13 protein-coding genes are annotated in these 11,810 nt (G+C 69.3%); 3 read left to right on the top strand and 10 right to left on the bottom strand.

Going from position 1 to position 11,810, the window contains the following annotated elements; genetic code table 11:
- The first annotated feature begins 12 nt into the window (after positions 1-12).
- Together ACQPXG_RS25830 and ACQPXG_RS25825 are read left to right on the top strand one after the other, a co-directional pair.
- On the top strand, positions 13-999 hold the full coding sequence (locus tag ACQPXG_RS25830) for a hypothetical protein (protein WP_433461695.1): 987 nt from the start codon (positions 13-15) through the stop codon (positions 997-999).
- Positions 903-3,419: a hypothetical protein gene (locus ACQPXG_RS25825; protein WP_433461694.1), complete on the top strand. Its 2,517-nt coding sequence runs from the start codon at positions 903-905 to the stop codon at positions 3,417-3,419. The genes ACQPXG_RS25830 and ACQPXG_RS25825 overlap by 97 nt, the downstream gene beginning before the upstream one ends.
- Positions 3,420-3,503: 84 nt before the next feature.
- Here the strand turns inward: ACQPXG_RS25825 and ACQPXG_RS25820 are convergent, their stop codons facing one another.
- From ACQPXG_RS25820 to ACQPXG_RS25790, 7 genes are all read right to left on the bottom strand, one after another.
- Positions 3,504-3,764: a hypothetical protein gene (locus ACQPXG_RS25820; RefSeq protein WP_433461693.1), complete on the bottom strand. Its 261-nt coding sequence runs from the start codon at positions 3,762-3,764 to the stop codon at positions 3,504-3,506.
- On the bottom strand, positions 3,764-4,267 hold the full coding sequence (locus ACQPXG_RS25815; protein ID WP_433461692.1) for an NAD-dependent epimerase/dehydratase family protein: 504 nt from the start codon (positions 4,265-4,267) through the stop codon (positions 3,764-3,766). The genes ACQPXG_RS25820 and ACQPXG_RS25815 overlap by 1 nt, the downstream gene beginning before the upstream one ends.
- Positions 4,264-4,869 (bottom strand): dihydrofolate reductase family protein, encoded by a 606-nt coding sequence (locus ACQPXG_RS25810; RefSeq protein ID WP_433461691.1) that lies wholly within the window; start codon positions 4,867-4,869, stop codon positions 4,264-4,266. Before ACQPXG_RS25810 ends, ACQPXG_RS25815 begins: the two co-directional genes overlap by 4 nt.
- Positions 4,870-4,888: 19 nt before the next feature.
- Positions 4,889-6,211: an FAD-binding oxidoreductase gene (locus ACQPXG_RS25805; RefSeq protein WP_433461690.1), complete on the bottom strand. Its 1,323-nt coding sequence runs from the start codon at positions 6,209-6,211 to the stop codon at positions 4,889-4,891.
- 52 nt (positions 6,212-6,263) lie between these two features.
- Positions 6,264-7,097 (bottom strand): DUF6597 domain-containing transcriptional factor, encoded by an 834-nt coding sequence (locus ACQPXG_RS25800; RefSeq protein WP_433461689.1) that lies wholly within the window; start codon positions 7,095-7,097, stop codon positions 6,264-6,266.
- A gap of 5 nt (positions 7,098-7,102) precedes the next feature.
- Positions 7,103-8,275 carry an MFS transporter gene (locus tag ACQPXG_RS25795; RefSeq protein ID WP_433461688.1) on the bottom strand — a complete coding sequence of 391 codons (1,173 nt, stop codon included), beginning with the start codon at positions 8,273-8,275 and terminating at the stop codon, positions 7,103-7,105.
- Between the two features lie 325 nt (positions 8,276-8,600).
- Positions 8,601-9,044: a MerR family transcriptional regulator gene (locus tag ACQPXG_RS25790; protein ID WP_433461687.1), complete on the bottom strand. Its 444-nt coding sequence runs from the start codon at positions 9,042-9,044 to the stop codon at positions 8,601-8,603.
- A gap of 24 nt (positions 9,045-9,068) precedes the next feature.
- Between ACQPXG_RS25790 and ACQPXG_RS25785 the strand changes: the two genes are divergently transcribed.
- A complete protein-coding gene (locus tag ACQPXG_RS25785) occupies positions 9,069-10,565 on the top strand; it encodes an MFS transporter (protein ID WP_433461686.1) in 1,497 nt (498 codons plus the stop codon).
- Here ACQPXG_RS25785 and ACQPXG_RS25780 read toward each other — a convergent pair.
- Genes ACQPXG_RS25780 through ACQPXG_RS25770 form a run of 3 tightly spaced genes read right to left on the bottom strand, consistent with a single transcriptional unit; the run spans position 10,543 to position 11,688 of the window.
- The gene (locus tag ACQPXG_RS25780; protein ID WP_433461685.1) at positions 10,543-10,875 is read right to left on the bottom strand and encodes a YnfA family protein; all 333 of its coding nucleotides are present in this window, start codon (positions 10,873-10,875) and stop codon (positions 10,543-10,545) included. The two genes, ACQPXG_RS25785 and ACQPXG_RS25780, sit on opposite strands and share 23 nt — an antisense overlap.
- Positions 10,876-10,897: 22 nt before the next feature.
- The gene (locus ACQPXG_RS25775; protein ID WP_433461684.1) at positions 10,898-11,338 is read right to left on the bottom strand and encodes a MerR family transcriptional regulator; all 441 of its coding nucleotides are present in this window, start codon (positions 11,336-11,338) and stop codon (positions 10,898-10,900) included.
- On the bottom strand, positions 11,335-11,688 hold the full coding sequence (locus ACQPXG_RS25770; protein WP_433461683.1) for a hypothetical protein: 354 nt from the start codon (positions 11,686-11,688) through the stop codon (positions 11,335-11,337). Before ACQPXG_RS25770 ends, ACQPXG_RS25775 begins: the two co-directional genes overlap by 4 nt.
- Positions 11,689-11,810 lie beyond the last annotated feature (122 nt).

Raw genomic sequence — 11,810 nt, 5'->3', positions numbered from 1 at the left:
ACGAGGTGCGAAATGAAAAAGGTGGCGATCGTCGCTGCAGCGGGAACGATGGGGGCGGTGGCGGCCGTCGGCGGTCTTTATGCCACCGGTGGACACAGTACCGGTGCGGTGCAGAAGGTCTCGGACGACAAGGGCCTCGTCCAGGTGTCCGGCGATGACGCGCCGGACGACCCGGCAGGCGGCTCGGCGGGCGCGGCACGCCCCCGGACGCGCACCCGGACGGGCGCGACCGGGAGCCGCGGCGGCTCACCGGAAAAGCTCGCCGGGACGACGTACTTCGCCCATAGCGACAAACGCAAGAACGAAACGCTCACCCACCAGAGCGACGAGTTGTACGCGAGCTTCGAAGGGCAGGAGACCTGCCTCCAGGGCAAGGCGTGGACGATGGTCGCGGTCTTCTACGTCGACAACGTGACCGCCACCAGCGCCCACGTCAGCAAGATCGAGGCGACCTACCGCGCCCCGATCCCGTCCAAGAAGGTCTACCTCGGCGGCGAGCAGTTCTTTCAGGCCGACGGGAAGCAGCTCCTGCGCATGAACGTCACCCACGAGGTGGTGATACCGGGGGGCAGCATGGTGAAGCAGACGCATGTCATCAACAAGACGGTCGACTTCCGGGGCGGTCCGGCCACCTTCCGCCGCAGGGCGAACGTCGGGCAGTCCTCGGGGGGCACCGAGGCGAGATGGTGCGGGGTGTGCCCGCCCTGGAGATCAAGGTGCAGCCGAAGTGACGTCCGCGGAATAGGCGGGCTCCGCCGATCGAGGACGCCATCACCGCGAACCGGGGAAACACGGAGTGGAATTGAAGGAGACAGACCACACCCGGTCAGTGCCACACAGTCGGGTGGCGCATTCCGGTCACTCCATCCCTATCGCGGAATCTGCGCGGCATCATTGGCGCCATGGTGGCCGAGCAGGAAACCGAAACTGCGGCGGAGTCGACGCCGCAGGAACTCGAAGACGCGACAGAGTTGGCTTCGCGTGTCCGCAACTGCCTAGAGGATCCGCGACTCGCCACCTACGTCAAGCGCCATGTGGATTTCGAGGAAACCCGTAAAGAGGTCATGAGGCGTGGTGTGTTCGAGCCGGCCAAGCAGCTCGACAGCTACAACGAATACACGCGTTCCCTGGAGCAGGCCGTATCCCTCCGTCAGCGCATAGACGGGATCATGGAGCGGCGCGTCCTGAATGCGAAGACCGTGCTGCTCCTCACGGCCGCGGCCGCAGTGATCATCTTGGTCCTCAGCGAGATTCGAAAGCCGGATGACCAACAGTTTACCTACGTGTCCATCGCAGTCTTCACCGCGCTCTTCGCCGTTTGCGGCGGGTGGACGCTTTGGGCCGCCCTCATCGGACAGGTCCCACGCAAACACATCGTCTCCGGCTCGCTGATCACCATGCTGACGGTGTTCCCCGTGGGCACGACTTATGAGCACCTCGATGGCCTGAGATTTCAACCCGTGTTAAGTTTCTCCATCTTCCTGATCTCGTTCGTCGGCGGAGTCGGTATCGCCAAGCCTGAGACCAGGCAAGAGTTGATGGACATCAAGCAGGTCCTTGCGCTGATCCGCCTTGCGGGTCAGGAAAAGCACAGACGCGACGAACTCAGAAGCGCCTGGCTGGACGACGCCTTCGAAACAGTGCTCATACCGCTGAGCACTCAGGTGATAAACGATTTTCTGGGTGAGGACCAGGACAAGTTGCTGGTCGAGCAGAATTCCCAAGGGTTGAAGCGGCTGCACGATCTGCGGCTGGCCGTCGATACCCGTTCCCAGAGCAGAGTCTTCCGGACGCTCAACCGGATCGACGGCGGCAGTATCGCGATCGCCGGGCCGCGCGGTGCCGGCAAGACGACCTTGCTACGGCTCATCTGCAAGAGCACCGGGAGCGGTTCGTCCCGGGCGCCCCTCGCCGTCGGGGTGGCCGCCCCGGCCGAATACACGCCCCGTGACTTCCTGGTCGAACTGTTCCAGCGCTTGTGTGAAGCGTACATCACCGCCCAGGGGCACACCGTGGACCGGACCGCCGCGCACCGCTTCATCCTGCGCAAGAGGACGATGCGAGTGATCCGCGATGGGCTCTGGACGCTGTTTCGCGCCGCGCTAGCCCTGGCCTTGGTCCTCTTTGTCGTCTGGACCGCCCGGGTCGGCGTGAAGGAGATGATCGACCCGCTTCAGGCAAAGATCGACAGCCGCCTGGATGAATGGCTGGAACAGTGGCCGGACTTCTGGAGGGACTACGGCTGGGCATGTCAGTTGGGATTGCTGGTCGCCGCGGTCATCGTGTGGCCACGGCTCCGTATCTGGAGGCATCTGCGCTGGCACGCCGAGCCGCGCATGGTCACCCGAGCGCGCGAACATCTGCTGCGGCTGCAGGTCGAGCGAACCACCACCTGGGGGCTCAACGCCGGCCTGCCCGGGATCCACGGCGCCACGATGGGGCTGTCCAAGGGCGACTCGCTCAAGTACCTTCCATGGTCCTTCCCCGAACTCGTCCGAAATTTCCGGGACTTCGTGGAGGAGATCACCAAGGATGCCGGCACGGCGGGGCCGCCGGTCATCATCACGATCGACGAGGTCGACCGCATGGGGTCGGTCGAGAAGGCCGAGCGCTTCATCAGCGAGATCAAAGCGGTTTTCGGGATCAGGAACTGCTTCTACATCGTCTCCATCGCGGAAGAGGTCGGTTCCGTGTTCGCGCGCCGGGCGGTCGCCGGCCGTTCCATCTTTGAGAACGCGTTCGATGATGTCGTCGTCATCGAACCCCTCTACCTGGCCGAGTCCCGTCGGCTCCTGCTGCGGCGGGTGCCCGGATTCACGGACTCCTTCGCCTACCTCGCCCATTCTCTCTCCGGCGGCGTTCCCAGAGAACTGATTCGCGTGACACGCCGCCTCGTTGAAATCAACCTTGCGGAGAAGAAGTACGGACGAACCTTTCCTCGGTTGGACGGCCTCGCTGCCGCCCTGGTCAAGGAAGAGATGACCGAAACCTTGATCGGAATCCGTACCCAGCTGTCCTCCCACAGCCCGGCCGCTGATCTCGGTGGCGTTTTCGACTTCCTGCGAAGCATGCTACGGGACATGCGCCTTACGGTGCCGTGCGATATGACCCGTGTCCTGCCGCGACTGTACGAGCTCGCGCGCCTTGAGGTGAGCCCGCCGCCCGATGCCTCGGAGGCCGACCCTGTCGGGACCATCCTGATCCAGCTTTCCGGCGTCGCGCTCTTCTGCCTGACGATCATTGAGGTCTTCGAGGACGGCGTCTTCGAGCTGGGGCGTGCCCAGAACGTGAGTTTCACAGTGTCCCCGGCCTCATTCGAGGAACTGGCCGCCGCTCGCCGGGAACTGAGCGTGTCACCATCGAGCTGTCGCGCCATTCTCACCAGGTTCCGAGAAGCATGGAACCTGCCGCGTGTCTGATCAGCCCGGCGCCGGGCCATGCTGCGTCTCCAATCAGCAGGCGGCTCGGCGCAAGAACGGTTTGAAGAGCGGACTCGATGCTCCTTAGCGGGGGTTGTCGGCACGCCAGGTGATGTAGTCGGCGACCGCTGCGGAGACGTCGAAGTTCGGCGTGAAGCCGGTTTCGTGGGTGAGCCGGGTGGTGTCCAGATAGGGGTCGTTGCCGGGGCCGTTCTGCCGTCCGGGCAGGAGGTCGAGCCGTAGGCCCGGGGTGACCGCCTCCAGGGCGTCCGCGATGTCGCGGTTGGTGACCGGCCGTCCGCTCGAGACGTTGTAGGTGTCGTGCCGCAGGGTGCCCGCGGTCATCAGGAGGGCGATCGCGCGACCGGCTGGACGCCGCTGCCCTGGAGGCTGTGCGTGGTGAACGGCTCGACGGCCTTCTTGAAGGCGACGATCAGGTGCGGCAACTCCGCGGTGGGCAGCGCGAGGTCCTCGTGCCAGCGGGTCTCGGTCCGGCCGGCGTACACGCCGAGGCTGCTGGCGACGGCGAACCTGCGGACGCCCCAGGCGTGCGCGGCATCCAGTGCGTTGAGCAGGCCGGTCGTGTCCGTGCGGAAGTAGCGGACCGGGTCCTTGCCGGGGATGGAGCCGGCGAGGTGGACGATGTCGCTGATGTCGTGGCGAGCGGCGAGGGCGAGGAAGGCGTCCCGGTCGGTGACGTCGAGGGGTTCCACGGTGACCCGGCCGGCGAGGAACGACGGGACCTCGGCCCGGCGGTGCGTGGTGACGACGACCTCCTCTCCGAGGTCGACGAGCGCGCGGGCGGTGTGCGCGCCGATCATGCCCAGCCCTCCGGTGACGAGGATCATCGGACCACCTCGTAGCGGAGGTGGGTCACGCCGGGAGCCGGGACGGCCTCCAGCAGACGGAGGTTCACGTGCTCGGGGAGCTCCTGGAAGAAGCTGCGGCCGGCGCCCAGCAGAACGGGCACCTGGTGCAGGATCACCTCGTCGACGAGGCCCGCTTCCAGCGCGGAGGTCAGCACGCCGCCGCCCATGAGGGCGACGTCCTTGCCGCCGGCGGCCTCGCGGGCGGCCGCGACGGCGTCCTCGATGCCGGTGGTGACGAGCGTCTGCTCCTCGCTGATCTCGGGCGCCGGCCGGTGGCTGAGGACGAAGAGCCGCGCCGTCGGGTGGGGGCCGCCGCCTCCCCAATGGCCGGAATGCTCATAGGTGGTGCGTCCTGACACCACCGCACCCACCCGGGCCGCCGCGGCGTCGAACACCCGGGCACTCGGCTCGCTCAGCTTGAATCCGTCGAACAGCCGGCTCGGCGTGTCCCCGTCGAAGTACCAGTCGAAGAGCATGGGCGCGTCCCCGAGACCGCGTCCGAACTCCTTGTCGCCGTCGGGTGTTCGACCGCTGATGTAGCCGTCGACGGAGACGGCGTGGGCGCTGAAGACCTTGCTCATATCTCTCCTCCGCTATTGATCAGATTGCTTGGGGGAAGTCGAAGAACCGGTGCGGGTCGTAGGCGTTCTTGACCGCTGCCAGCCGGGGGTGGTTGCCCGCGTAGTACGCCACGGCCCAGTCGTCGAGCGCGGGGTCGGGGAAGTTGGGGTAGACACGCCCCGACCCCTCTGTGTGGGCGGTCGCCCAGGAATCGTCGACCCAGGGATCATCCGGCCCGGCGAGGTGTTCGAGAAGGAAGCGCTCGCTGCGGTGGGCGAACGCGGTGGCGTCCTCCGCGAGCCGGTTGTAGGCGCCACCCATCGCGATGAACGTGAGCCGTCGTCGGCCCGAGGTCCTCGGGGCGCCGAGCCCGGCCAGGAGCGACGCGAGCGTGCGGTCGGCCATCGCGTGGGAGAAGAACTCCGACCGGGTCCGCACCACGAGTTCGGACTGTTCCGGCGGGTCGGCCAAGGCGAGCTTCAGCCGGTGGTACTGCAGGTCCGCGTGCAACTCGGTCGTGGAGGCCATACCCGCCTGATCGGTGAACTCCTGCAGCAACTCCCGGGTCGGCTCTTCCGCGAGGGTCGAGGCGCCGAAGAGGGTTGCCTGGACGGGTTCGCCCGGGTCGGCCACGAGGGTGAGGTTGACGGTGACGTCGTCGGGCGCCACCGGTGCCCAGTCCTGCCAGGCGGTGACCAGTCTCTCCACGGCGATGCCGGACCACTGCGCCTCGATACGGGTGGTCATCGGCTCCGGCACGGTGTCGAACCGCAGCGACGTGACCACAGCGAACTGGCCGCCGCCCGCGCCGCGCAGAGCCCAGAACAGGTCCGGTTCGTGGTCGCGGTCGCAATCCACGACGCTCCGGTCGGGGAGCACGACCTGTGCACCGACAAGGCGATCGCAGGTCAGCCCGTGCTTGCGGCCGAGCAGACCGATCCCGCCGCCGAGCGTGAGCCCCGTGATGCCCACGGTGTCCCCGCACCCGGCCGGAATGGTCCGCCCGTACGCGTGCAGCGCGGCATACACCCGCCCTAAGCGGGCACCGGCGCCGATCGTCGCGATCCCGTCGTCGGACACGCTGATCCGGTCGAGGCCGGACATGTCGAGCACGATCCCGTCCGTCGACGATCGGCCCGCGAAGCAGTGCCCTCCGCCCCGGGGGACGATTCGGACGCCGGTGGCCGCCGCGTACTCCATGGCGCCGACGACGTCCGAAACCGAGCGGCACAGGACCACGAGCCGGGGCCGCACGTCACGGTAGGCGGCGTTGGCGGGACGGCGGACCGTCTCATAGCCCGATGAGCCAGGGCTGACCAACTCACCGTCGAGCGAGGCGCCAAGCTGCGCTAAGTCGAACATAGATCGAGGCTATGGACGTTGTGGCGATCGTTCTTGAACGAATCGCGCAACTTCAGGCAAGCAGCAGCGGCGTTCTGCGCCCCGCGAGGAAGGGCTGGTAGGAGGCGGAGTGCTCATGACCGCAGGCGCACCGGTCGAGGTCGCCGCCGAGGAGCCGCCGCGGGGTGAGGCCTGTCAGGCGGAGGCATTCCCGGCTGAGGTGCGCCTGGTCGGCGTACCCCACGTCGACCGCCAGCCCCGCCATGCCGTCCGCGCCACGCCGTCCCGTGGCGGTCGCACCGGCCTGGGCCAGCGCGAGGAATCCCTGGAACCGCAGCATCCGCTGGAGGGCCTTGGGACTCATCCCGACGGCATGCAGGCAGCGGCGGCGCAGCTGGCTCGCGGAGAGCGCCAGGTGGGTGGCCAGGCTGTCGATGTCGACCGGCTGCCAGGGCATCAGCGCCTTCACGGCTTCGCCCACCAGCGGATCCACGCGGACCGCACGCCGATACTCCCGCAGGAGGTGGGTCTGCAAGAACATCAGCGCCCGCTCGGGCGTCCCGGCCTGGGCCATCGTCTCCACGAGGCCATCCACCGGACTTCCCCACAGCTCCGCCAGGCCCAGGCGCTGGTCCACCAGGTCGTCGAGCACCGTCGGGAGGGGCGGCGCGCTCCCTGGCTGGAAGCGCACTCCGACCATCGTGGTGTGCGCCGGTATGACCTCGACCTCCGGACCGGTCAGCGGGCCCACCAGCTGGGGACGGCCGCCGATCGGAAAGTGGATCTCGACCCCGCCCGTGGGCAGGTGGCGCTGCACGTACGCCGCCTCACCCGTTCGCTGGATCCAGACCGTCCGCACCACACCTGCCAAGGCCGGCAACGGCGGATGCTCGACGTAGGAATCCATCGCGGTCATCCTCGCATCGCCCGAGCGGGATCGGCACCTCCCGGCGCGTCCGGCCCTCGACCCGGGTATGCCCGCCAGCTCGTGATCAGCGCCATGCACATGGCGGTGGCTCCGCCGAGCGTCATGACCGTTGGAAGGGACGTGGCGTCCAGGACGATGCCGCCGACCAGGGCTCCGGTCGACAGCGTCGCCTGGAAGGACGCCGTGAACAGCACCAAGGCCGCTTCCGGTGCGTGCGGGGCCGCCCTGGCGAACAAGGTCTGCGAACAGACCGGGACGGCGCCGTAGCCCACACCCCAGACGATCAGCAGCGCGACGGCGCCCGGCTCCGATCGTCCGAGAAGGGGCAGCGCCAGCGTCGCGACGGCGATCAGGCTCCCGGCGGCGGCGAAGACGGCGTGCGGATGGCGTGCGACGGCCGAGCCCGCAAGGAAGTTGCCGGCGACGCCCGCGACGCCGTACGCCAGCAAGAACATCGTGATCGACCCGGACGACACATGCGTGACCCGCTCCAGGAACGGTGCGACATACGTGTATGTGGCGAAATGTGCGAGCACCACGAGGACGGTCACCGCCAGCGCGAGCTGTGTGCCGCGGCTGCGGACCATGCCGCCGAGGACGTCGAGCCGGGTGACGTTTGCGGCGGGCAGCGGCGGGACCAGCACGGTGAGCGCGATGAGCACCGCCACCGACAGCAGACCCAGGATCACGAAGCTGACCCGCCACCCGGCCAGATTTCCGATCAACGTCCCCAAGGGCACACCGAGAACCGACCCCAGCGGAACGGCCGAGAAGATCACCGCCGTCGCCCGCCGCGCGGACCTCGCCGGTACCAGGCGGCCCGCCAGCCCCGCCCCGATCGACCAGAAACCCCCGATGACGACCCCGACGAGGACCCGCGAGACGAGCAGCGCCCAGTACGCCGGCGCGGCGGCGGCGATGAAGTTCGCCGCCGCGAGCAGGAACATGAGGGCGCACAGCATCACCCGCCGGTCGATCCTCGCCGTCACGACGGTGACCGTGGGCGCCGAGACCGCCGCCAGATACCCGGGCATGGTCATCATCAGCCCGGCCGTCCCGTCCGAGACGGTGAAGCCTGCCCCGATGGACGTCAGCAGCCCGATCGGCAGGATCTCGGTGGTGACGATCGCGAAGATCCCGGTTGTCACCGACAGCACGGCCGGCCATCCGGCCGGTGCCGGTCGGGCGGTCGTATCAGGGGTGCCGGACGAAGTGGTGAGCATCGATTCCCGTCCTGAGGTGGGTGGTCATGCCTGCGCAATCCACCCAACAGGCGCCGCCGCCCGACCCCTGGCGGATTCCCGACGTCACCGTGCCCCCGGGACCACGACGTCGTTTTCCCGCCATCCGGCTCCGGCTGCGGGCGCAACCTGCTGGTGCGGGCGACGGTGTCATCGGACGACGACGAACGGAGCCGGCGGCTCAACCGGGCCTACGCCGCCGCGATGAAGATCGCCCCCATGCTGAAGCCCTGAAGGAACCTCAGCCATCATCCCGGCGGTCGGGGGCCCAGAGGCGGTCGGCGTCGCCGGCTTCGAGGCGGCCTCGGTAGACGTCGATCTTGTGGTCGATGAGCTTGAGGTTGTCCTGGATCTCGGCGAGCCTGGCGGAAACGTCGGCGCGGTGGGCCTCCAGGAGCGCGAGCCGTTCCTGCTCGTTCCCGCGTCCGGCGGAGACGAGCTCGGCGTAGCGCCGGATGGTCCTGATGGGCATGCCGGTGGCCCGCAGCCTCGTGCAGATCTTGATCCAGTCGAGGTCGAGCCGGTGGTAGCGCCGCCGGCCGGTGGCCGTGCGGTCGACGGGGGCGACGACCAGGCCGGCGCGCTCGTAGTAGCGCAGGGTGTGCACGCTGACACCGGTGCGCCGGGCGGCCTCGGCGATGGTCACGCCCGCGTCCGTCATCGGCTGCCTGTTGACTTCGAGCACACTCTAAATTCTAGCGTCCGTGTCATGAGTGACTCGACGCTCCCCACCACGGCCGGCGCGCTGGGCCGGCGCCGCCGGCTGCTGGTGCTCGCCATCTGCTGCGCCAGCGCCTTCGTCGTGGTCATGGACATCTCCATCGTCAACGTTGCGCTGCCCGCGATCCGCGGCGACCTGCACACGTCGGTGTCCGGCCTGCAATGGACGGTCGACGCGTACACCCTGGTGCTGGCCGGCTTCCTCGTCCTGGCCGGATCCACCGCCGATCGGGTCGGACGACGGCGCGTGTTCCTGGTCGGGCTCGCGGCCTTCGGGCTCGGCTCGCTGCTGTGCGGTCTGGCGCCGGGCATCGGATGGCTGATCGCGGCGCGGGCGCTGCAGGCCGCCGGCGGGACGATGCTGAACCCGGTGGCGATGGCGATCGTCGCCGACACGTTCCCCGAACCGGGGGAGCGGGCCAGGGCCATCGGCGTGTTCGGCTCGGTGACCGGCCTGTCGCTGGCGCTGGGGCCGATCCTCGGCGGCGCCCTCGTCGACGGCCTCGGCTGGCGCTCCATCTTCTGGATCAACATGCCGGTCGTGGCCGCCGCCATCGTCTGCACGGCGTTGTTCGTACCGGAGTCCCGCGCCGCCCGGCCGCGCCGGTTCGACCCGGTGGGGCAGACCCTGGTGGTCCTGCTGCTGGCCGGCGTCGTCTACACGATCATCGAGTCGCGCGGTTCCGGCTGGCCCTCTCCGGTCGCCATCGGACCGCTGGCCGTCGCCGCGCTCAGCGCCGCGGGCCTCCTCGCCTACGAACCGCGCCGCGCCGACCCGCTGCTGGAACCGCGCCTGTTCCGCAGCGTGCCGTTCGGTTCGGCGATCGTGATGGCGCTGCTGGCCCTGTGCGGGTTCGGCGCGTTCCTGTTCGTGACCACCCAGTACCTCCAGGACGTTCGCGGCATGTCGGCCTTCACCGCCGGGCTGTGCCTGCTCCCGGTCGGGGCCCTGGTCGTGGCGCTGTCCCCGTTCACCGGACGGATGGTCGGCGCGCGAGGGCCCCGGCCGCCGCTGGTGATCGCCGGGGCGGCCCTGGCGCTGGGCGGTGGCGCGTCGCTCTGGCTCGGCCCGGACACCCCGCTCCCGGCCGTCCTCGCGATCTACCTGCTGTTCGGCGTCTTCCTCGGCACCGTCAACCCGCCGATCACCAACACGGCCGTGTCGGGAATGCCTCGCTCGATGGCCGGGGCCGCGTCCTCGCTTGCGTCCGCCGGACGCCAGACCGGCACCACCTTGGGCGTCGCCATCTCCGGCACGATCGTCGGCTCGTCCCTGTCCCAGGGCGGGACGGCCTTCACCGATGCGGAACACGGTGTGTGGTGGCTGGTGCTCGGCCTTGGCATCGGCGTCCTGCTCCTGGGGATCCTCAGCACCGGCCGCTGGGCCCTGAGCACCGCCGACCGGGCGGCGTCCCTGTTCGAGGACGTGGACCGCGGCTCCAGGACGCCTGCAAGGCCGGTTGTCAGGCGCGGGGCGCGTACATGATGGTCAGGACGCCGAGGATGCAGATGGCGGCGCCGATGACGTCCCAGCGGTCGGGGCGGAAACCGTCCATGACCATGGCCCAGGCGAGGGAGCCGGCGACGAAGACGCCGCCGTAGGCGGCCAGGACGCGGCCGAAGTGCGCGTCGGGCTGGAAGGTGGCGACGAAGCCGTAGAGGCCGAGCGCGACGAGGCCCGCGCCGACCCACCAGAACCCCCGGTGTTCGCGGACGCCCTGCCAGACCATCCAGGCGCCGCCGATCTCGGCGAGCGCGGCGAGCACGAACAGGGCCAGGGACCGGACGACCGTCATATGCGGAACCGTACCGACCCGGTCAGGACCGGTCCCGCGCGGTGCCCGGGCCCGCGAGTTCGGCGAACGGCAGGGGGCACCGCGGTTCCGCGGCGCAGGTCATGAGGTCGTCGCAGCCGGCGTCGACGGCGTCGTGCAGGGCGGCGCGGATGACCTGCAGGTCGGCGATGCGGCGTTCCACCTCCTCCAGTTTCGCCCGGGCCCGGTCGGCCAGGCCCGCGTCGGAGCGGCGGGCGATGCCCAGCAGGTCGGCCACCTCGTCCAGGGTGAAGCCGAGCCGCTGCGCGGCCTTGATCACCCGCAGCACCGTGACGGTCTCGGCCGGGTAGAGGCGGTGACCGCCCAGGGACCGTGCGGGCCGGTCCAGCAGCCCGCGCCGCTCGTAGTAGCGCAGGGTTTGCGGGTTGACCCCGGCGGCCGCAGCGACCTGGCTGGAGCGCAGCCCCTCGTAACGGCCGCTCATGTCGTCCAGCCCTTGGCCACGACGTCTGTCGTCGCGCCGCGCTCCGCGAGGGACTGCAGCCCGTCGAGGGTGGGCCCGGCGTCCGGCGGAGCGATCACCTCCACCACGAGACCGGCCTCGGCCCAGGCGAAGGCGAACCGCAGAAACGCACAGCACCGCTGCTCGGCGGCGAGCAACTCCCGGATCGCCGTCTCCCGTCCGGCGTCGGCGTCGAAGGTCAGCGTCAGCCGCAGCGGCGCGCGGTCCAGCCCGACGAGGCAGGCGGCGAACAGACTCTCGAACTCGCCCAGCCGGCTCACCAGGCCGTCCGGCGGCAGCGTGCACATGATCGGAACCTCGTGATCGCCCATCCGCGCTCCTCGTCACGGCCGCACCCGACGGCGGCCACACAACGACGGTAAGCCCGTACTCGGGTACCGGGTGCAAGCGGGCAGGGCACATGGCGGTGGTCACATTCGCCGAGAGGGCTTTG

The organism is Spirillospora sp. CA-128828, assembly GCF_050945415.1.
In the GTDB taxonomy this organism is placed as follows: domain Bacteria; phylum Actinomycetota; class Actinomycetes; order Streptosporangiales; family Streptosporangiaceae; genus Spirillospora.
This window is presented reverse-complemented; position numbering and strand designations above follow the sequence as displayed.

Bases quoted from the DNA above. Each gene is read 5' to 3' on its own strand.
- ACQPXG_RS25820 (WP_433461693.1), bottom strand. From the start codon at position 3,764: ATGACCGCGGGCACCCTGCGGCACGACACCTACAACGTCTCGAGCGGA.
- ACQPXG_RS25780 (WP_433461685.1), bottom strand. From the start codon at position 10,875: ATGACGGTCGTCCGGTCCCTGGCCCTGTTCGTGCTCGCCGCGCTCGCC.
- ACQPXG_RS25805 (WP_433461690.1), bottom strand. From the start codon at position 6,211: ATGTTCGACTTAGCGCAGCTTGGCGCCTCGCTCGACGGTGAGTTGGTC.
- ACQPXG_RS25810 (WP_433461691.1), bottom strand. From the start codon at position 4,869: ATGAGCAAGGTCTTCAGCGCCCACGCCGTCTCCGTCGACGGCTACATC.
- ACQPXG_RS25785 (WP_433461686.1), top strand. From the start codon at position 9,069: ATGAGTGACTCGACGCTCCCCACCACGGCCGGCGCGCTGGGCCGGCGC.
- ACQPXG_RS25830 (WP_433461695.1), top strand. From the start codon at position 13: ATGAAAAAGGTGGCGATCGTCGCTGCAGCGGGAACGATGGGGGCGGTG.
- ACQPXG_RS25815 (WP_433461692.1), bottom strand. From the start codon at position 4,267: ATGATCCTCGTCACCGGAGGGCTGGGCATGATCGGCGCGCACACCGCC.
- ACQPXG_RS25800 (WP_433461689.1), bottom strand. From the start codon at position 7,097: ATGGATTCCTACGTCGAGCATCCGCCGTTGCCGGCCTTGGCAGGTGTG.
- ACQPXG_RS25770 (WP_433461683.1), bottom strand. From the start codon at position 11,688: ATGGGCGATCACGAGGTTCCGATCATGTGCACGCTGCCGCCGGACGGC.
- ACQPXG_RS25775 (WP_433461684.1), bottom strand. From the start codon at position 11,338: ATGAGCGGCCGTTACGAGGGGCTGCGCTCCAGCCAGGTCGCTGCGGCC.
- ACQPXG_RS25825 (WP_433461694.1), top strand. From the start codon at position 903: ATGGTGGCCGAGCAGGAAACCGAAACTGCGGCGGAGTCGACGCCGCAG.